The sequence below is a fragment of the Pseudomonas sp. NFACC08-1 genome (assembly GCF_900106735.1).
Lineage (GTDB): Bacteria > Pseudomonadota > Gammaproteobacteria > Pseudomonadales > Pseudomonadaceae > Aquipseudomonas > Aquipseudomonas fluorescens_Q.
Window position 1 is genome coordinate 689,897 of record NZ_FNNL01000002.1, and the last position, 20,125, is coordinate 710,021.

Genomic DNA, 20,125 nt, shown 5'->3' on the forward strand with positions numbered 1-20,125 from the left:
GAGAGTCCCCCTGCCAACGACGCATTCGTCCGCCGCGCGGGGCTCTCTACCATCGGTCTATCGCCTGTCCCGCGACAGGCATCGACCAGGCAGAGGCCCATCATGATCTACGCACAACCCGGAACTCCAGGCGCCGTCGTTTCCTTCAAGCCGCGCTATGGCAACTTCATCGGCGGCGAATTTGTCGCGCCGGTCAACGGCGAATACTTCACGAACACGTCTCCGGTCAATGGCGAAGTCATTGCCGAATTCCCGCGTTCCAGCGCCGCCGACATCGACAAGGCCCTGGATGCCGCCCATGCCGCGGCCGATGCCTGGGGCAAGACCTCGGTGCAGGACCGTTCCCTGGTGCTGTTGAAAATCGCCGATCGTATCGAGCAGAACCTGGAAATCCTCGCTGTCAGCGAGACCTGGGACAACGGCAAGGCCGTACGCGAAACTCTCAATGCCGACGTGCCGCTGGCGGCCGACCATTTCCGTTATTTCGCCGGCTGCATCCGCGCCCAAGAGGGTGGGGCGGCCGAGATCAACGAACTGACCACGGCCTATCATTTCCACGAGCCGCTGGGCGTGGTCGGACAGATCATCCCGTGGAACTTCCCGCTGCTGATGGCCGCCTGGAAACTCGCCCCGGCCCTGGCTGCCGGTAACTGCATCGTGCTCAAGCCGGCTGAACAGACGCCGCTATCGATCATGGTCTTCATCGAGCTGGTCGCCGACCTGCTGCCGCCCGGCGTGCTGAACATCGTCCATGGTTTCGGTCGCGAGGCCGGCGAAGCCCTGGCCACCAGCAAGCGCATCGCCAAGATCGCCTTCACCGGTTCCACCCCGATCGGCTCGCACATCATGAAATGCGCCGCCGAGAACATCATCCCGTCCACCGTGGAACTGGGCGGCAAATCGCCGAACATCTTCTTCGAAGACATCATGCAGGCCGAGCCGGCCTTCATCGAGAAAGCCGCCGAAGGCCTGGTGCTGGCGTTCTTCAACCAGGGCGAAGTCTGCACCTGCCCATCCCGGGCCCTGGTGCAAGAGTCGATCTACGCGCCGTTCATGGCCGAGGTGATGAAAAAGATCGCCAAGATCAAGCGTGGCAACCCGCTGGACACCGAGACCATGGTTGGCGCCCAGGCGTCCGAGCAGCAATTCGACAAGATCCTGTCGTACCTTGAAATTGCCCAGCAAGAGGGCGCCGAGCTGCTTACTGGCGGTGCTGCCGAGCGACTCGAGGGGGATTTGTCGAGCGGCTATTACATCCAGCCGACCCTGCTCAAGGGCCACAACAAAATGCGTGTGTTCCAGGAAGAGATCTTCGGTCCGGTAGTGGGCGTGACCACCTTCAAGGACGAAGCCGAAGCCCTGGCGATCGCCAACGACACCGAGTTCGGCCTCGGTGCCGGTCTCTGGACCCGCGACATCAACCGCGCCTACCGCATGGGCCGGGCGATCAAGGCCGGTCGCGTCTGGACCAACTGCTACCACCTGTACCCGGCGCACGCCGCGTTCGGTGGCTACAAGAAGTCCGGTGTCGGCCGTGAAACCCACAAGATGATGCTCGATCACTATCAGCAGACCAAGAACCTGCTGGTGAGCTACGACATCAATCCGTTGGGGTTCTTCTAATCCCCGACATCGAGTGAGTGAACACTGTGGCGAGGGAGCTTGCTCCCGCTGGGCCGCGCAGCGGCCCCAAAAGTAATCATCAAGCACTCAAATGCAGTGCCTTGAAGAAGGGGCGCTTCGCGCCCGAGCGGGAGCAAGCTCCCTCGCCACAGGTGCCCGCTCTGCAGTAGTACCAACGCACTCCCTCCACCGCTTCGAAAGTAGCATTCGAGCCTTGGGCGGGGTATGCATTAATGACTTGCCGGAATCGCCCGGTACAAGAAGAGGAAAGACCCATGTGGACTAAACCCGCGTTTACCGACCTGCGTATTGGCTTTGAAGTGACGATGTACTTCGCCAACCGATGAGTGCCAGCCCGGCCTGACGCGTTCAGGCCGGGCTACCCATTGGTCTGATTGCAATCGCGGTGGGATGCTTTAGGCTCAAGGTATCCCAAGACAATAACAACAGGCTTACCGATGAGCCACGTACCTGAAAAGATGAGCCTCAGCCCGCTGCGCAAGTTCGTTTCCCCTGAAATCATGTTCGGTGCCGGTTGTCGGCACAATGTCGGCAATTACGCCAAGACGTTCGGTGCACGCAAGGTGCTGATCGTCACCGATCCCGGGGTCATCGCCGCCGGTTGGGTGGCCGACGTCGAAGCCAGTCTCCAGGCCCAAGGCATCGACTACTGCGTCTACAGCGCGGTCTCGCCCAATCCGCGGGTCGAGGAAGTGATGCTCGGTGCCGACCTTTACCGGGAAAACCATTGCGATGTCATCGTCGCGGTGGGCGGTGGCAGCCCGATGGATTGCGGCAAAGGCATCGGCATTGTCGTTGCCCACGGTCGCAATATCCTCGAGTTCGAAGGCGTCGATACCCTGCACGTGCCCAGCCCACCACTGATCCTGATCCCCACCACGGCGGGGACGTCGGCGGACGTGTCGCAGTTCGTGATCATCTCCAACCAGCAAGAACGGATGAAATTCTCCATTGTCAGCAAGGCGGCGGTGCCGGACGTGTCGCTGATCGACCCGGAAACCACCCTGAGCATGGACCCGTTCCTGTCCGCCTGTACCGGCATCGACGCCCTGGTGCATGCCATCGAGGCGTTCGTGTCCACCGGTCACGGGCCGCTGACCGACCCTCATGCGCTGGAAGCCATGCGCCTGATCAATGGCAACCTGGTGCAGATGATCGCCAACCCGGCGGACATCGCCCTGCGGGAAAAAATCATGCTGGGCAGCATGCAGGCCGGGCTGGCGTTTTCCAACGCAATCCTCGGCGCGGTGCACGCGATGTCCCACAGCCTGGGCGGTTTCCTCGATTTGCCCCATGGTTTGTGCAACGCGGTACTGGTGGAGCACGTGGTGGCGTTCAACTACAACTCGGCGCCGGAGCGTTTCAAGGTGATTGCCGAGACGCTGGGCATCGACTGCCGGGGACTCAACCACCGGCAGATCCGCACTCGGCTGGTGGAACACCTGATTGCCCTCAAGCACACCATCGGCTTCCACGAGACGCTGGGCCTGCATGGCGTGAGCACCTCGGACATTCCGTTCCTGTCGCAGCATGCGATGCACGACCCGTGCATCCTCACCAACCCTCGGGAGTCGAGCCAGCGGGATGTCGAGGTCGTCTATGGCGAAGCCCTCTGACGAGCAGCAAAAAGCCCTGGCGGGGCTGTTGGGGCTGGGCAATCACTCAACGCGCAAGAGTCACTACCCGGAACTGGCGGCGCGCCTCGATGAGCTGGAGCAGGCCCGGCAACATCTGCAGCAGCTCAATGATCAACTGGAACAGAGGGTGGCCGAGCGCACCGACGCGTTGCTGGAGGCCAACCACAACCTGCAGCAGCAGATTGTCCAGCGCGAACTGATCGAGCAACAGTTGCGCGATGCCCGGGACGCCGCCCAGGCCGCCAACCGCAGCAAGGACAAATACCTGGCCGCCGCCAGCCATGACCTGTTGCAGCCACTCAACGCGGCCCGCCTGCTGATCGCCACGTTGCGTGAGCGCCAGTTGCCTACCGCCGAACATGTACTGGTGGAACGGACTCATCAGGCGCTCGAAGGGGCCGAAGACCTGCTCACCGACCTGCTGGACATTTCCCGGCTGGACCAGGCCGCCGTCAAGCCCGACCTGGCGCCGTATCGGCTGGATGAGTTGTTGGGGCCGCTGGTTTCCGAGTTTCAATCGGTGGCCGGCGCCGCGGGGTTGGAATTGCGGGTGCGGTTTGGCGATGAAGCCGTGCTGACCGACCTGCGATTGATCAGCCGTATCCTGCGCAACCTGCTGAGCAATGCCTGCCGCTACACCACTCAGGGCGGTATTCTCCTGGCGGCCCGGCGCCGGGGAGGGCGCTTGAGCATCGAGGTCTGGGACACGGGGCGGGGCATCGCTGCCGATTGCCTGGAGTCGATTTTCCTCGAATTCAACCAACTCGATGTCGGCCGGGCGGCGGATCGCAAAGGCGTGGGCCTGGGGTTGGCGATTGTCGAACGTATCGCCCACATCCTCGGTTACCGGGTCAAGGTGCGTTCTCGGCCGGGACGGGGCTCGGTGTTCAGTATCGAGGTGCCGCTGTCCAGCGAAAAACCCCTGCCAGTGTCCCAGGTTCCGGTACAGGCGGTCGCGGGCAACCCGCTACCGGGGCGGCGTTTGTTGGTGATCGACAATGAGTTGAGCATCTTGCAAAGCATGGCGGCGTTGTTGGGGCAGTGGGGCTGCGAAGTCTTGACCGCCACCGACGAAGCGGGCGCCCTGGATGTGCTGCAAGGCCGTGCGCCGGAGCTGATCCTGGCGGATTTCCACCTGGATCACGGGGTCGTGGGCTGTGAAGTGGTCAAGCATTTGCGCGAGCATTTCCACCAGGCGATCCCTGCGGTGATCATCACCGCCGACCGCAGCGACCAGTGCCGCCGCGCCTTGCGTAAACTGGGCGCGCCGCTGCTCAACAAACCGCTCAAGCCTGGCAAGTTGCGGGCGGTGTTGAGTCAGATGCTCGGGTAGGGGACCCGAGGCAGGCCTCACCTGATGAGGTCCCCGAAACCGTCTCCACCACAATCCCCAGTGGCAGCGAGCCTGCGCGCGATAACAATTCAGTGTTATGTTATCCGTTTCCGTTTGGCAGGAATTCTCATTCCCTGCCTTGCACGGACCAACGACCTCCATCCGAGTAAAGCCATGAGCCTACCTTCAAGCATGACGAGCCCGTCCGGCGTCATCGCGCCTTTATTTGCAATCAGCGCCGCCAAAACCCATGTGCGCATGCTCGCCATCGATGCCTTGCGAGGTTTCGTCATGCTGCTGATGCTGGTGGATCATGTTCGCGAGACATTCCTGCTGCACCGTCAGGTCACCGACCCCATCGATGCGCTGAGCGTGACCCCGGACCTGTATTTCACCCGCCTGCTCAGTACGCTCTGTGCCCCGGTCTTCATCTTCCTCACCGGTTTGTCGGCCTGGCTCTACAGCCAGAAACACACCGCCGGCCAGACCTCGTTGTTCCTGCTCAAGCGTGGCCTGTTCCTGGTTTTCCTGGAACTGACTTTCGTGTGTTTCGCCTGGAACGCCGAGTTCCCGCCCAAGACACTGTGGTTGCAAGTGATCTGGTGCATTGGCATTTGCATGATTGTCCTGGCTGCGTTGTTGCACCTCAAGCGCAGTTGGCTGATCCTCCTCGGCGTTGCCATCGTTGCTGGACACAATCTGTTGGACGGTGTGGTGCCAGGGCCTGACTCGCCGTTTTTCGTGCCGTGGTCGATTCTTCATCAACGGGCATTCATCGATATCACCGAGTTCACCCGGGCCCGTACCACGTATCCGGTGCTGCCGTGGATCGGCGTGATCCTGCTGGGCTGGGTCATCGGGCCGTGGTTTGGCAAGGATGTTGAACCCGCCGTGCGCCTGCGACGGTTGTTCAAGATGGGGCTGGGTCTGCTGCTGGCTTTTGTGCTTATCCGTTACCTGAACGTGTACGGCGACAAACCTTGGCTCCAGACCGGCGACGCGCTACGCACCTTCATGAGCTTCATGAGCGCGACGAAGTATCCGCCGTCGCTGATGTTCCTGATGCCGACCCTGGGAATAGGGCTGATGTTGCTGGCACTCTTTGAAAAAGCCCAGGATCGGGGAGCCATCGCGCTGTTGGCGATCTATGGCGGCGCACCGATGTTTTTCTACCTGCTGCACCTTTACGTGCTCAAGGCCCTGTACCTGACCGCCGTTGCCATCTGGGGCACCAACCAGGGTACCTATTTCGGATTCGATGATTTACCCATGGTGTGGTTGTGGAGTGTGTTGCTGGGTGTCGTGCTGTTTTTTCCGACACGTTGGTTTGCCGGGCTCAAGCAACGGCGGCGTGATATCGCGATCCTCAAGTATCTCTGACCCGCAGGGGCTCTGGTCGCGCGAACGGTGGCGATCAGGGCCATTAAAATGCCGTCATTTGGTCGGCGTTTTTGTCAGGAATGTAAAAAGACGTTTCGGTCTGTTTATTTCCTTATGTAAACTCCCCCCGCTGCGACAATCGGACACGGCCGCGCCATGCCCGATGAACACCGTTCGCAGCGTCCCTCACCCCAGCTGAAGCCAAGACCTACAAGAAGTCAGCGCCGGAGAGATATAAACGAGAGGCCGACGTATTGCTCGGCCCTGTAGGTCCATCCTCCGGTCCTTCTCGATAGCCGCCCTGCTGGCGTTGCCGGCCATGGACGTGGGCTATCCGTGATCAGGACAGGTGGACGGAATGGCGTTCATCCTAGGGATACACACATGTTGAAGAAAACACACACGGCGCTACTGGGCCTGGCGATGGCGATGGGTCTTGCGACCACGCATGCCGCCGAGCCAAAAAAAGTGGATGTCTTGCTCATTGGTGGGGGCATCATGAGCTCGACACTCGGCGTCTGGCTCAATGAGCTGGAGCCGGGCTGGACCATGGAAATGGTCGAGCGCCTGGACGGTGTTGCCGAAGAGAGCTCCAACGGCTGGAACAATGCCGGTACCGGTCACTCTGCGCTGGCCGAGCTGAACTACACGCCGGAAGACAAGAACGGCAAGGTCGATATCTCCAAGGCCATCGAAATCAACGAAGCCTTCCAGATCTCCCGTCAGTTCTGGTCCTGGCAGGTCAAGAACGGCGTGTTGAAGAACCCGCGTTCGTTCATTAACTCCACGCCGCACATGAGCTTTTTGTGGGGCGACGAGAACATCGCGTTCCTGAAGAAGCGCTACGAAGCCCTCCAGGCCAGCCCGTTGTTCGCCGGCATGCAGTATTCCGAAGATCGCGAGCAGATCAGCAAGTGGGTGCCGCTGATGATGCAAGGGCGTGACCCGAGCCAGAAAGTCGCGGCCACTTGGAGTCCACTGGGCACCGACGTGAACTTCGGCGAAATCACGCGTCAATTCGCGGCTTACCTGCAAACCAAGCCGAACTTCTCCCTCAAGCTGTCCAGCGAAGTGGAAGAGATCACCCGCAACGAAGACGGTACCTGGCGCGTTTCGTACAAGAACCTGAAAGACGGTACCGAAACCGAGACCGACGCCAAGTTCGTGTTCATCGGCGCCGGCGGTGGTGCCTTGCACCTGCTGCAGAAGTCCGACATCCCGGAAGCGCGTGAATACGCGGGTTTCCCGGTGGGTGGTTCGTTCCTGGTCACCGAAAACCCGACGGTTGCCCAACTGCACCTGGCCAAGGCCTACGGCAAGGCTTCGGTGGGCGCACCGCCGATGTCGGTTCCGCACCTGGATACCCGTGTGCTCGATGGCAAGCGCGTGATCCTGTTTGGCCCGTTCGCAACCTTCTCCACCAAGTTCCTGAAGAACGGTTCGTACTTCGACCTGCTGACCAGCACCACCACCCACAACGTGTGGCCGATGACCAAGGTCGGTATCGAACAGTACCCACTGGTCGAGTACCTGGCCGGTCAACTGATGCTGTCGGATGAAGATCGCTTCAACGCCCTGAAAGAGTACTTCCCGGAGGCCAAGCAGGAAGACTGGCGCCTGTGGCAGGCCGGTCAGCGCGTGCAGATCATCAAGCGTGACGAAGAGAAGGGCGGCGTACTGAAACTCGGTACCGAAGTGGTTGCGTCCCAGGACGGCAGCATCGCCGGCCTGCTGGGTGCCTCGCCAGGCGCCTCGACCGCCGCACCGATCATGCTGACCGTGCTTGAGAAGGTCTTCAAGGACAAGGTCGCCAGCCCGGCCTGGCAGGAAAAACTGCACCAGATCGTGCCAAGCTACGGCACCAAGCTCAACGATAACCCTGAGCGTGTCGCCCAGGAATGGGCCTACACCAGCGAGGTCCTGCAACTGGATCCTCCGCCGGCGATCGGCAAGCTAGGCGCCACCGCGGCACCGGCCAAGCCGGCCGCTGCCCGTGAAGCCAACCCAGCGGCTGACATGGCGCTGTAAACCGGACGCCGTCTGGTGAGGTACAAAAACGCCGCTCATTGAGCGGCGTTTTTTTTGGGCTCGGTTAACCCTGTGGGAGCGAGCCTGCTCGCGATGGCGCACGCTCAGTCAGCATCAATGCTTGATCTGCTCAACATGCGAAGGATCATCTGCACTTGCCTGCATTCACCGCTTGTTCAAACCTGTACCGCTCCAGTCGCCACTGCGAAGGCGAGCATCACCAGGCTGACGCCCCAGGCCCAGAAGAACGTATAGGCCATGTGCTTGCGCAGCTCTACGCCGGACAACGCCAGCGCCAGGTACACGCTGGGCACCACCGGGCTGATGGAGAATCCGGTGTTCTCGCCGATCAACATGGCCCGGGCCACGGCCTCGAGGGGGACACCCGCGGCAGCGGCCACGTCCCTGATCACTGGCAGCAAGGCGAAATAGTAGGCATCCGGTGAGAAGATCATCCCCAGAGGGACGCCGAAGAAGCCGACGATCACATGCAGATATTGGGCGGAACCGGCTGGCATGGTATCGATCAGTGCCAATGCCATGCCGTCGGACATCTTTGCGCCGGAAAGCACGCCCAGCAGAACGGCGGCGGCCATCATCACCAGGACCATTTGCAGCGCATCGGCCGCATGGGCCTTGAGGCGTTCGGCCTGGGCGTCCAGGGACGGGAAATTCAAGGGCAGGGCGATGCCCAATCCCACCATGAAACAGGCATACAAGGGAAAAATGCCGGTGAACAGGCACGCCAGGATCCCACCGGTCAGCGCCACGTTCAGCCAGTAACGCAGTCCTCGCGGGGAGAGGGCGAGTTCACGGTCTTGGGGTTGCAGGCTGTCCATGTCACAGGTTGCAGCCGCGCCCAGCGACATCGGTTGGCGACGTTGGGCGCGCAAGCCCAACACTGTCGCGACAACGAGCATGCACGCCAGGCCCACCATCTGCACTGGCAGCAAGCCTAGCCACAGTTGGGTGGCATCCAGCCCCGACACTGCGGCGGCGCGTGCAGTCGTTCCACCCCAAGGGACCATATTGATCACGCCGGCCGTGGTGCCCACCAGGCACAACAGCATCGCCGGGCTCATGTTCAGGCGTTTATACAAGGGCAGAAGGGCCGGGATGGTCAGTAAGAATGTGGCGGCGCCGACGCCGTCGAGATGGACCACTGACGTCACCAATACCGTCACCAGTGCCACGGCCAGCGGCTTGCCGCCCGTGCTGCGGATCAGCAGGTTGACCAAGGGATCGAACAATCCCCGGTCGCGCATGAGGCCGAAGAACAGGATGGCAAACAGAAACAGTGCTGCGGTCGGGGCCACCGTGATCAGGCCGGTCTTGATGAATTCGCCGATCTGCCCGAGATTGAAGCCGGCCAGCAGGCAAACGATCACGGGAAGGGTGGTGAACGCCACCACCGGGCTGATCCTGCGTAGCAATATCAACCCGATAATGGCGAGCATCATCAGGAAACCCAGGGTTGTAATCATGTTGCAGCCTCTCTTTTTTATTGTTGTCGAAGGTTCGCGGGCGAAGTCGATCAGCCTTGCGGTCCGGGCAGGCGCAAGGCCAGAAGCAGGTAACTCAGGCTCTTGCCGTGACGATCAAGACCGCAACTGCGGTTCACCCCGCCCTCCAGGGCGTCCTCGAGCACGAAATTCAGCGCATTCAGGTTTGGCAGTTCATAGCGATGCACCTTGGAGGGCTGTCGCGTCGCGAATTGCTCGGCCACTCGGGCGCAGGTCAATTCCCGTAGCAGCCATGGATAGTGGGCCGGATCGTGGGGGAACAGGGCGATGCTGAGAATGTTGCCCTTGTCGCCAGCACGGGCATGGGCATAGTCGGCGAGGGTGACCAGGTTCATCAGTACCACTCCAGGGTTGTATGGATTTGATCTCGCGGTAGCAGGAAACTGCGGGTGGTAACGGTCTCGGCGAGGTGTCGCCGGACGCCACCGCCGCCCGCCGGCCCGTTGGTGTAGAGCGACTCGACCTCTGCCAGCAGGGCCTCCACCAGCCGTCGGTCGGTGTGAGTCAGGCCGATCCGCACGCGCACATCCTCCAGGGCGGGCGCCTGGGCCAGTTGCTGTTGCAGGTATCGACCGCCCTGGTCGTTGAAGAGGCTGGCGACCCCGGACAGGTCGATCCAGGGCTGGACCCCGGGTGCCAACTGGTCGAAGCGCTGCAGCAGGATTTCCCGCGCCAGGGCGGCACGCGCCACGGCGCCGGGGCCTGCGTAGGATATTTCCGCCTCGCCGAACCAGAGGCCTCGCACACCCGCCAGGCCCTTGAGTGTGTCGGGACGCGGATGACCCAGCAGGCCACTGATTTCAACACGGTCATCGCCCAAGTCCTGTACACGGGCCTGGCCCAGGTCCAGCACCACGTCCGGGGTCAGATAGCGTCGAGGGTCGTGTACTTCGTAAAGGAGCTGCTCCTTGACCGTCTGTTCGCTGACCCGTCCGCCGCTGTTGCGGGTTTTGCCGATGATCAGGCGGCCATCCTGATGGACTTCAGCAATGGGGCAGCCGAGATTGGCCGGGTCCGGAACGTCTTTCATTCCAGGATGGGCAAAATAGCCACCCGTGACTTGGGTGCAACACTCCAGCAGATGGCCAGCGGTGGTGGCGATCGCCATTTTCTGCCAATCGTCCGCCGACCACCCCAACCCATGGCGGATCGCGCCTACGGCCAACGACGGATCCGCGACCCGGCCACACAGCACGATGCCAGCGCCCTGGGCCAACGCCTGGGCGATACCGTCGGCCCCGGTGTAGACGTTCACCGCCACGGGCTGTTCCAAGGGCTCCGAGGACAGCCATCGTTCGTAACGGGGCGGTGTTTCTTCCAACAAATCATCACCCAGCACGCAGGCGATTTTCAGTGCAGGGAAGCGGCCCGCCAGCGTCTGGCGCAGCCGTTGCGCGGCCGCCCTGGGATTGGCGGCGCCGCCGTTGGTGATTATTGGGATGCCAGCCTCGATGCACACGTCGAGCATGGGTTCGAGGAAATCGAACAGGCGCACGGAATATCCCGCTTGGGGATCCAGGCGCTTGCGTAGTTGCGCCTCGGCCAGGGTCCGTTCAGCCAGCAGTTCCAGCATGATGTAGCGTTGGCCGCCGCGTTGTGCCAGGTCTTGGGCCAGACGCAGGGCGGCGTCGGGTCGATCATTGGCGAAACCGGCGCCGCAGCCGACGAGAATTGTTTTTGTCATGTCGTTTTCCACTGAGGGGTGCCCCCATAGTGGAGAGACTGGATTGTTCTGTGAATTTTAAAGGTAGAATCAATTGATTCATTAATTTTATAAGTTAGCCATGAACGTTACTTTTCGACAGCTTCGTGCCTTTATCCTCATCGCCGAGACGTCGAGCTTTACCCGCACGGCAGAACAATTGCACCTGTCCCAGCCGGCGCTGAGCTATAGCGTCCGCAAACTGGAAGAGAGCATGGGGCTGCAGTTGCTCGCGCGTAATACCCGCAGCGTCGAGCTGACCCCGGCCGGTGAGCATTTTCTACCCCAGGCGCGGCGCATGCTCCGGGACATGAACGACGCCGTGCGCGATGCTCGCGACACCCTGAGCCTGAGCCGTGGCACGCTCCGGCTGGCCGCCTTGCCCACCGCTGCGGCGTCATTCCTGCCGATCGCCATCGCTTCTTTCCAGCACGAGAACCCTGGCGTGACGGTGAGCTTGTTGGACGGCCGCGCCGGGGAAATCATGGGCTGGGTGCAGCGAGGGGAGGTGGACGCCGGCATCAGTTCGTTGCCTGACGATCTGTCCGGACTGAGCTTTGTGCGCCTGTTGGATGACAATCTGGTGTTGCTGAGCCACAAAGACCCGCAGCGTGACGGCCAGGGCGACTGGAAGCGGCAACCCTATATTGCCCTCACGCCTGACACCAGCATCCGGCCCCTGGCTGACGCTGCGTTGCGCTATTTGAACGTCGACCCTGTGCCGGCCTGGGAAGTGGCGCACATGAGCACGGCCACGGCCCTGGTGCGCGAAGGATTGGGGTTTTCTCTGTTGCCGGCCAGTTGCACGGCGGTGTTCAACATTGGCGAGCAGTGTGCTGTCACCGCCATCGACCAGCCGGCGAAGCGCTCGATAGGCCTGTTGCAACGCAAGCCGGTGGCTCAATCACCTTCGTTGAGTCAGTTCATGCAGCATTTGCGGCAGGTGCTGCACAAGGACGATGTCAGCCACGGACACTGAGGTTGATCGGGCCACCGCGCTATTGAGTACCAAACATTGCCGTCCAATAGATCCCGGCATCGCTTTTCGGATCGCTCGCGTACCCGGCGCCCAATTCACGAAACTGCGGGTTCATCAGGTTGGCGCAGTGCCCCGGGCTGGCCAGCCAGCCGTCCACCACCTTGAGCGCAGTGTCCTGTCCGGCGGCGATGTTCTCGCCAATCAACTGGCCCAGATAGCCGGCCAGCTCGGCGCGGTCGCCCGGCATGCGGTTGTCGCGGTCCTTGTGGTCGAAGAAATTGTTGTTGGCCATGGCCCGGGTGTGGTTCACAGCGGCCAGGGCCAAGGTGGCGTTCCAGGCCAGCGGCGTGGTGGCGGCGAAGGTTTCGGTGCCACAGCGACGCGGCTGGGTGCGGGCACTGTTGATCAGTTTCAGCAGCTTCTGGCCCTCGGCTTGCCAATCACCCAGGCGCGCCGACAACAGTGGGCGCGCCAGCACGATGCGCCATTCGCGGTCCAGGCGGCTGACGCCGATGTCGATGAACTGCGGGTCGAGTACTACCTGGCAGAAGCTTTCCTGGACGGCTTTCATGGCTGATTGCGCGTCGCGCGGCCCGGACAGGCTGATGGCCTGCACGTTGACCATTGGATAGGCCGCCCGCGCCAGCGCCTGCTGCAGGTCGCCGATGCCATTGGCCGACAGGATCAGCCGGGAATCCATCGCCAGCGGTGGCAACTCCAGCGAGGCCTGGCCGGCACAGCTTTGGGACTGGCTGCGGTAAAGGTTGATGGACTCGACCAGTTGCGTCTCTTCGGTGGCCGTGGCACCGGTGGTGAATAGCAGGCCCAGCGACAGCACGACAAGACCCATGACGGATGAAATGGCACGCATGTAAATCTCCCTTGAGCGGACGGCGCCTATGATGCGCAATTTTTGCCCCGCTGGGGCAACGGTATTCACGCTCTTTTGAAATCCCTTGGAACGGCACCGTTGGGTAGCGTTCGGGATGATCCTCAAATAGTGGGATCAACTTTCAGGCGAATAAGTCCATTTCCGTCGTTTCAAGGCCATAAAATCGCAGATTATCAGCTCATCCAGTTCCCGCCATCGACGTTATAGGTCTGCGCGACCACGTATTCGCTCTCCGCCGAGGCGAGGAAAATCGCCATCCCGGTGAGGTCCTCGGCCGTGCCCATCCGGCCATAGGGCACCTGTTGCCCTACCTGGCGCTTCTTTTCCCCCAACGGCAGGTTTTCGTGGCGGGCGAACAGCGCATCCACGCCATCCCAATGCTCGCCATCCACCACGCCGGGGGCGATGGCGTTGACGTTGATCCGATGCTTGATCAGATCCAGCCCAGCGGACTGGGTCAGGCTGATCACCGCTGCCTTGGTGGCGCAATAGACACCAACCAGCGCTTCGCCACGCCGACCGGCCTGGCTGGCCATGTTGATGATCCGCCCGCCATGGCCCTGGCGGATCATCTGCCGCGCCGCCGCTTGCAGGGTGAACAGCGTGCCGGCGACATTGATGGAAAACAGCCGCTCGTAGCTCTGGCGGGTGATTTCCACGATGGGCGCCAGGTCGAACAGCGCGGCGTTGTTGATCAGGATATCCAGCTTGCCCACCCGGGCCACCACGGCGTCGATGGCCTGGTCGATCGAAGCCTGGTCCGTCACATCCATTTTGACCGCGTAGGCGCTATCGCCCAGTTCGGCGGCGGTGGCCTGGGCTCGCTCCAGGTCGATATCGGCGATCGCCACTGTGGCGCCTTCGTTGATGTAGGCCTGGGCGAATGTCCTGCCGATACCGCGGGCGGCACCGGTCACCAGGGCACTTTTTCCTTCCAGTCGTTTCATGGGTTGTCCTGTCTTCAGTCTAGGTGGTAGGCGGCGCACACAGCCGTGTGGCGAGGGAGCTTGCTCCCGCTCGAGTGCGTAGCACTCGCCGATGTGGGGCCGCTGCGCGACCCAGCGGGAGCAAGCTCCCTCGCCACAAAAAGGCCGGGGCCAATCGTTATAGCTTTGGATACCCAGCCCGCTTCATTTCCCGCTCGGTGCTCGATTGTGCCGAGGCCAGCGCCTGTTCCACCGTGACCTGTCCGGTGAGGGCGACGGTAAACAGCTGGCCGACGGAGGTGCCGATGGCTTGGAGCTCTGGAATCGTCACGTACTGGATGCCCACGTACGGCACCGGTTCGTCGCCAATGGCAAGCCGATTACAGCAGCGCCCGTGGAGGCCGACAAACGCAGGGAGGATCGTGCGTTGATACTTTTTTAACGCCCTTGAGTGCGACAGGTGCGGGTTAAAAAAGTATCAGTGACCGGTCAGGCCGAGGCTGGCGAAGCGCTGCGCACTCGGCGTAAGGTGCCCGCTATAACGATAAAAGAGGCGCGACATGCCTGATCCCCGAACGCCCCTGTTCGAGCAGCGACCAGCCGAACTGGAAGTCATCCTGCCTGAGCCCGAACACAGTTTTCGCTGGTACGAGCATGATTACCCGTACCCGATGGCGCGCTGGAACCATCACCCCGAATTTGAAATCCACCTGATCCGCCAGGGCAGCGGCAAGCTGTTGGCGGGCGACTACATCGGTCCGTTTGGCCCTGGCCACGTGGCGATGATTGGCCCGGACTTGCCCCACGATTGGATGGGCGACCTGGCGTCGGGCGAGCACCTGCCCGGGCGCGACGTGGTCTTGCAGTTCGACGGTGCCACGCTGCTGACCTTGCGCCGAACCCTGCCCGAACTGGGCGATCTGCAGGGCCTGTTCGAACGCGCCCGCCGCGGCCTGGCCTTCGGCGGCAACACCGCGCGGCAGGCCGCGCACCTGCTGGAAGCCATCGGCCCGGCCCAGGGACTGGCGCGGTTGGCGCTGTTCCTGGAACTGCTTCACACCCTCAACCAAGCCCCTGGCGACGAAGCCTTGAGCCTGGCGAGCCCTTGCTATGCGCCGACCCTCGATGCGCGCAGCTCCGAGCGCATCCACAAAGCCTTCGAATACTTGCAGGCCGAACTCACCGGCGACCTGCGCCTGTCGGTGATCGCCCGCCAATTGGACATGAGCGAGCCAGGCTTCTCGAGGTTCTTCAAGCGCATCACCGGGCACGGTTTCATTGACTTGATGCGCAAGCTGCGGGTCCAGCGTGCCTGTCGCTTGCTGTTGCAGAGTGAAATGCCCGTGACCGATATCTGTTTTGAAGTGGGCTACAACAACTTGTCCAACTTCAACCGGCATTTTCGGATAGAAATGAACCAGACCCCCAGCGAGTACCGGCGGGGCGCTTTTGCCCCTGCTTGACGGAGCCTGCCATGTTGACCGTCGTTGAGCAGCCAGTGTGGGAGCCGAGCTTGCTCCCGCAGGTAATGTTGTTCACTCAAGGCCGGCGATATACCCGTGGCGAGGGAGCTTGCTCCCGCTGGGGCGCGAAGCGGCCCCAAGACCTGCCTTCGCAGCATCTCCCAGGTTCGGTGTTCAGTCCGGTACACCTTTTTGATGCTTCTTCAACCGATACGCGAACTGTGCCCGGCTCAGCCCCAATGAGCGTGCGGCCGCTGCCAGGTTGCCGCTGCTCAGTTGCAGGGCTTCGTTGATCAGCCGTGACTCCAGCCCGTCAATGGAGAAGTCCGAGTCCAGTTGGCTGAGGGACTGGAGCAACGCCGGTTTTTCCGCGGGGTCGTTGGCAGCCATGCCCATCGGCGAGAGACCGCCGTGCAGGTCCACGGAATACGCGTCCACCGGCAGTTGCTCATTGCGAAACAGATGGACCAGGTCAATCGCCTGGCCTTCTTCGCTGGCGATCAGGCCGCGCTCGATGAGGTTCTGCAATTCGCGCACGTTGCCCGGGAAGTCATAGCGCAGCAGGACCTTCAAGGCGCGCATGGTCAGGCCCATCGGGGTGCGGCCGTATTCCTGGCAAAAGCGCTTGAGGAAGGCATTGATCAGCAGCGGTATGTCATCGCGACGCTCGCGCAAGGGCGGCAAGGCGATGGGGTAGACGTTGAGCCGATAGAACAGGTCTTCACGGAACGCGCCGTCCGCCACGGCCTTGCGCAGGTCGATGTTGGTGGCCGCCACGACCCGTACATCGACCTTGATGCCGTGGCCACCACCGATCCGTTCGATTTCCCGCTCCTGCAAGGCGCGCAGCAACTTGCTTTGCCCGGCCAGGCTCAGGCAGGTGATCTCATCCAGGAACAACGTGCCGCCATGGGCTCGCTCGAAACGACCGGGACGTGAATGGGTGGCCCCGGTATAGGCACCGCGTTCGACGCCAAACAGTTCGGCTTCGATCAGGTTGTCGGGGATGGCCGCGCAGTTGAGGGCGATGAACGGACCATCGCGTCGGCGACTCAGTTGGTGCAGCTGGCGGGCGAACATCTCCTTGCCGACGCCGGATTCGCCGCTGACCAGCACGGTGGCGGGGGTCAAGGCCACCCGCTGCAAGGCTTGGGTCGCGGCGTTGAAGGCGGCGCTGGCACCGATCAGCGGCTGTTCGCTGTCCGGCAGCGGGGCGGTGCCGGCAACGCTGTCGGACGGGCTGTCGGTGCGCGCGACGACCGCTGGCGGTGAGGCGTTGAGGTAATTGAGGTCCTGCTCGACATCGCCCCATTGCTCGGCGGTCTTGCCGACGACTCGGCAGCGTTCGTGTCCCATGCCTCGGCATTCCACTTCGCGGAAGATCACCAGTTGCCCGAACAACCCGCTGACGAAACCGATGGCATAGCCCAGTTCGGTCCAGCACACCGGATCCTGCCCGGTGCCATAGGCGGCGACATGCTCGTCGGCCTCACAGGAGTGGTGCCAGAGAAATTCCCCTTCATAGAACCCGGAGTCGGCATCGAACTTGAAATGCAGCGGCTCGACCTTGGTCATGCCTTCAAGGGTGTGCAGATGCGTGCCGGCACGAAATACCGCCGCGGCATCGGCGTGGGGCCAGCGTTCGCGAATCAGCCGGGCGTCCCGGGCGCCGGAGGAATAGCCGGTGCGGGTGAGCATCCCACGGGCCTGTTCCAGCCCCTGGCGTTCGATGATTTCCCGGCGCAACGCACCGAAGGATGAACTGTGCAGCAGCAACATGCGTTGGTCGTTGAGCCAGATACGGCCATCGTCGGGGGAGAAAAACAGACATGCGGTGAGTTCTGCCGTCGTGGGCGAGCTGTTGTCGGTCAGCTCGTTGCTGTCACCCCGTGGACGGAAGTGCTCGGTGGCGATCCGGTGATCCGGCAATTGGCAGTGGGGATTATTCATTGTTATGCCCCTGAATGGCGGGTGATCGAAATGATCATCTGGCGAGATAGTTATTAAGCATAACTTTATCAAATGAACAAGTGGCAGCTGGCCAACGGCCACGTCGGCAGATGCGTTATCAGCCTTGCACTCGATGCAGAGCATTGATCCAGAGCCCTGCGCCAGGTTTATCAACGTCCGCAGGCGAAACCGGCACAGCGCTTGCTCAAGCACTTGCACGGCGTGCGTCGATACCTTCCAGGTGCGGCAAACGATGACAACAACAAAGAGCCGGGAGTGTTAAATGTCTGCATCCAAAAGCCACCTGTTGTCCCAGGTGATCGAGTCGGAATGTGTCTTCAACGGTGACTGGGTGCCTGCGTCGGGGCCATTGCAATCGATCATTGAACCGGCCACCGGTGAGCGCTTGATGCGCTGTGCCACGGCTGACTCCGCCGACATTGCCAAGGCCAGCCGCGACGCAGCCCTGGCGCAACCGGGGTGGGCGGCGCTGGGCCCGCGGCAACGCGCGGCGATCTTCCGCAAGGCCGCCGAGGTGGCCGAGCATTCCTTCGAAGAACTGGCACTGTACGTGGCTCGGGAGTCCGGCGCCGCGCTGTTCAAGGGGCAACACGAAGTGCGCGAAGCCATCGTGCTGTTGCATCAGGCCGCCGGCCTGCTGTCCCAGGCCCATGGGGTGGTCCTGCCCAGCGAGGCGGGGCGCCTGTCCTATGCGCGGCGCCAGCCCCATGGTGTGGTCGGCGTGATTTCGCCCTTCAACTTTCCCCTGGTGCTGTCCATGCGCTCCGTTGCGCCAGCCCTGGCGGCGGGCAATGCGGTGGTGCTCAAGCCGGATCCGCAGACCCCGGTGAGCGGCGGTTTTCTCATCGCTCGTTTGTTCGAGGTGGCAGGGCTGCCCAAGGGCCTGTTGCAAGTGTTGCCCGGCGCGGCGGATGCCGGTGAGGCACTGTGCCGTGACCCTAACGTGCGCATGATCGCCTTTACCGGTTCCACGGGTGCCGGTCGCAAAGTCGCTGAAGTCGCCGGGCGCAACCTGAAAAAGGTCGCGCTGGAGTTGGGTGGCAAGAACCCGCTGATCATTCTTGAAGACGCCGACCTCGACCTCGCCGCCCGCAATGCGGCCTGGGGCGCCTGGCTGCATCAAGGGCAGATTTGCATGGCCACCGGGTTGATCCTCGCCCATGAATCCATCGCCGAAGAACTGACCCGCAAACTGGTGGAAAAGGCCCGGGCCTTGACGGTAGGCAACGCCGCCCAGGGCGAAGCCGCGTTGGGGCCGCTGATCAATCAGCGCCAACTGAAACGGGTGCACGACATCGTCAGCGACTCCGTGCGCGCCGGCGCCCGGCTGGAGGCAGGCGGCGAGCACGATCGACTGTTCTACCAGGCCACCGTGCTCAGCGGCGTGAAACCGGGCATGCGTGCCTTCGACGAGGAGATCTTCGGCCCCGTGGCAACGGTGGTCAGCTTCGCCACCGATGATGAAGCCGTCGAGTTGGCCAATCGCACCGAGTACGGTTTGGCGGCGGCGATCATTTCGTCGTCGGTGGGCCGGGCCATGGCCATCGGTGAGCGGTTGCAGTGCGGCATGTTGCACATCAATGACCAGACCGTCGCCGACGAGTGCATCAACCCGTTCGGCGGGCGTGGCGCCTCGGGCAATGGCGGCAGCGTCGGCGGCCCGGCGGACTGGGACGAATACACCCAATGGCAGTGGGTGACGGTCAAGGACAAGGCGCCGGTCTACCCCTTCTGACAGACAGGTTTACAGGGCCCGATGAGCTGAGGGCCCTGCGAGTACACAAAAATAATAAGAGGACTCAACATGAAACTCGACAACAAGATTGTGCTGGTCACCGGTGTCTCGTCAGGCATTGGTGCTGCCACGGCAAGCCTGCTGCGCGCTCATGGTGCCCAGGTGATTGGCGTCGATCTCAAGGCGCCGCACATGACCCTGGACGGTTTTGTGCAAGGCGATTTGAGTAGCGCCGAAAACATCGAACGGTTGCTGCCGCAGCTACCCGCACGGCTCGACAGCCTGTGCAACATCGCCGGGGTGCCGGGCACCGCAAACCCGCAACTGCTGGCGCGGGTCAACTACCTTGGGTTGCGCCACTTGAGCCGTGCGCTGCTGCCGCGCATCAACGCTGGCGGCAGCATCGTCAATATCGCCTCGATCCTCGGCGCCGAATGGCCGTTGCGCCTGGAACAGCACAAGGCGCTGGCGCGCATCGAGGATTTTACCGCCGCGCAAGCCTGGCTGGCCGACCACCGGGTGCCGGACCAGACCTGCTACCAGTACTTCAAGGAAGCCTTGATCGTCTGGACCTACCTGCAGGCCCAACCCTGGTTTCTTGAGCATTCGGTGCGCATGAACAGTGTTGCGCCAGGCCCAGTGTTCACGCCGATCCTCGACGACTTCGTGAGCATGCTCGGCGAGGCCCGGACCCAGGCCGATGCCCATCGCATGAAACGTCCTGCTTACGCCGATGAGGTGGCGGCGGTGATCGCTTTCCTGTGTGCCGACGAGTCGCGCTGGATCAACGGCGTCAACCTGCCGGTCGATGGTGGATTGGCCTCCACCTACATCTGAATGCGCATCCGTAGAACGGTGCAAGCCGCTACCCGAGCGTGTTGGCTGCAAAGCCATGCCCAAAAATAACAATAA

General features: G+C 62.2%; 16 protein-coding genes and 1 pseudogene. 10 read left to right on the plus strand and 7 right to left on the minus strand.

Annotated elements, in window-relative coordinates; translation table 11 throughout:
• Nucleotides 1–102: 102 nt before the first annotated feature.
• The 6 genes from BLU76_RS06635 (at nucleotide 103) to mqo (ending at nucleotide 8,022) form a co-directional block, all read left to right on the plus strand.
• Nucleotides 103–1,623: an acetaldehyde dehydrogenase ExaC gene (locus BLU76_RS06635; protein WP_063321443.1), complete on the plus strand. Its 1,521-nt coding sequence runs from the start codon at nucleotides 103–105 to the stop codon at nucleotides 1,621–1,623.
• 275 nt (nucleotides 1,624–1,898) lie between these two features.
• The gene (gene pqqA / locus BLU76_RS06640; protein ID WP_003253598.1) at nucleotides 1,899–1,970 is read left to right on the plus strand and encodes a pyrroloquinoline quinone precursor peptide PqqA; all 72 of its coding nucleotides are present in this window, start codon (nucleotides 1,899–1,901) and stop codon (nucleotides 1,968–1,970) included.
• A gap of 132 nt (nucleotides 1,971–2,102) precedes the next feature.
• Nucleotides 2,103–3,260: an alcohol dehydrogenase-like regulatory protein ErcA gene (ercA, locus tag BLU76_RS06645; protein WP_092222169.1), complete on the plus strand. Its 1,158-nt coding sequence runs from the start codon at nucleotides 2,103–2,105 to the stop codon at nucleotides 3,258–3,260.
• The gene (locus tag BLU76_RS06650; protein WP_092222108.1) at nucleotides 3,244–4,614 is read left to right on the plus strand and encodes a hybrid sensor histidine kinase/response regulator; all 1,371 of its coding nucleotides are present in this window, start codon (nucleotides 3,244–3,246) and stop codon (nucleotides 4,612–4,614) included. Before ercA ends, BLU76_RS06650 begins: the two co-directional genes overlap by 17 nt.
• Nucleotides 4,615–4,788: 174 nt before the next feature.
• Nucleotides 4,789–5,994, plus strand: coding sequence for an acetyltransferase domain-containing protein (locus BLU76_RS06655; protein WP_092222110.1), 1,206 nt, complete (start codon nucleotides 4,789–4,791; stop codon nucleotides 5,992–5,994).
• A 384-nt stretch (nucleotides 5,995–6,378) separates the two neighbouring features.
• Nucleotides 6,379–8,022, plus strand: a complete 1,644-nt coding sequence (mqo, locus tag BLU76_RS06660) for a malate dehydrogenase (quinone) (protein WP_092222112.1) — start codon at nucleotides 6,379–6,381, stop codon at nucleotides 8,020–8,022.
• A 176-nt stretch (nucleotides 8,023–8,198) separates the two neighbouring features.
• Here the strand turns inward: mqo and BLU76_RS06665 are convergent, their stop codons facing one another.
• The 3 genes from BLU76_RS06665 to BLU76_RS06675 are packed head-to-tail and all read right to left on the minus strand — an operon-like array spanning nucleotide 8,199 to nucleotide 11,229.
• Nucleotides 8,199–9,506 carry a CitMHS family transporter gene (locus BLU76_RS06665; RefSeq protein ID WP_092222114.1) on the minus strand — a complete coding sequence of 436 codons (1,308 nt, stop codon included), beginning with the start codon at nucleotides 9,504–9,506 and terminating at the stop codon, nucleotides 8,199–8,201.
• Nucleotides 9,507–9,556: 50 nt separating this feature from the next.
• Nucleotides 9,557–9,880: an AtuA-related protein gene (locus tag BLU76_RS06670; RefSeq protein WP_003201468.1), complete on the minus strand. Its 324-nt coding sequence runs from the start codon at nucleotides 9,878–9,880 to the stop codon at nucleotides 9,557–9,559.
• The gene (locus tag BLU76_RS06675; protein WP_092222116.1) at nucleotides 9,880–11,229 is read right to left on the minus strand and encodes an acyclic terpene utilization AtuA family protein; all 1,350 of its coding nucleotides are present in this window, start codon (nucleotides 11,227–11,229) and stop codon (nucleotides 9,880–9,882) included. The genes BLU76_RS06670 and BLU76_RS06675 overlap by 1 nt, the downstream gene beginning before the upstream one ends.
• Nucleotides 11,230–11,329: 100 nt before the next feature.
• Between BLU76_RS06675 and BLU76_RS06680 the strand changes: the two genes are divergently transcribed.
• A complete protein-coding gene (locus BLU76_RS06680) occupies nucleotides 11,330–12,226 on the plus strand; it encodes a LysR family transcriptional regulator (RefSeq protein ID WP_092222118.1) in 897 nt (298 codons plus the stop codon).
• Between the two features lie 19 nt (nucleotides 12,227–12,245).
• Here BLU76_RS06680 and BLU76_RS06685 read toward each other — a convergent pair whose 3' ends face one another.
• The 3 genes and pseudogenes from BLU76_RS06685 to BLU76_RS06695 form a co-directional block, all read right to left on the minus strand.
• Nucleotides 12,246–13,097, minus strand: coding sequence for a CAP domain-containing protein (locus tag BLU76_RS06685; RefSeq protein ID WP_063321438.1), 852 nt, complete (start codon nucleotides 13,095–13,097; stop codon nucleotides 12,246–12,248).
• Nucleotides 13,098–13,291: 194 nt separating this feature from the next.
• A complete protein-coding gene (locus BLU76_RS06690) occupies nucleotides 13,292–14,065 on the minus strand; it encodes an L-iditol 2-dehydrogenase (RefSeq protein ID WP_092141382.1) in 774 nt (257 codons plus the stop codon).
• Between the two features lie 157 nt (nucleotides 14,066–14,222).
• A pseudogene (locus BLU76_RS06695) lies at nucleotides 14,223–14,405 on the minus strand (sugar ABC transporter substrate-binding protein); the annotation flags it as partial.
• A gap of 199 nt (nucleotides 14,406–14,604) precedes the next feature.
• Here BLU76_RS06695 and BLU76_RS06700 point away from each other — a divergent pair.
• Entirely contained in the window at nucleotides 14,605–15,507 is a 903-nt protein-coding gene (locus tag BLU76_RS06700; protein ID WP_063321436.1) for an AraC family transcriptional regulator, read from the plus strand.
• A 174-nt stretch (nucleotides 15,508–15,681) separates the two neighbouring features.
• Here the strand turns inward: BLU76_RS06700 and BLU76_RS06705 are convergent, their stop codons facing one another.
• Nucleotides 15,682–17,457, minus strand: coding sequence for a sigma-54-dependent Fis family transcriptional regulator (locus BLU76_RS06705; protein WP_092222120.1), 1,776 nt, complete (start codon nucleotides 17,455–17,457; stop codon nucleotides 15,682–15,684).
• 283 nt (nucleotides 17,458–17,740) lie between these two features.
• Here BLU76_RS06705 and BLU76_RS06710 point away from each other — a divergent pair, with 283 nt between their 5' ends.
• Nucleotides 17,741–19,213 (plus strand): benzaldehyde dehydrogenase, encoded by a 1,473-nt coding sequence (locus tag BLU76_RS06710; RefSeq protein WP_092222122.1) that lies wholly within the window; start codon nucleotides 17,741–17,743, stop codon nucleotides 19,211–19,213.
• A gap of 69 nt (nucleotides 19,214–19,282) precedes the next feature.
• Nucleotides 19,283–20,050 carry a coniferyl-alcohol dehydrogenase gene (locus BLU76_RS06715; protein ID WP_092222124.1) on the plus strand — a complete coding sequence of 256 codons (768 nt, stop codon included), beginning with the start codon at nucleotides 19,283–19,285 and terminating at the stop codon, nucleotides 20,048–20,050.
• The last annotated feature ends 75 nt before the right edge of the window (nucleotides 20,051–20,125 follow it).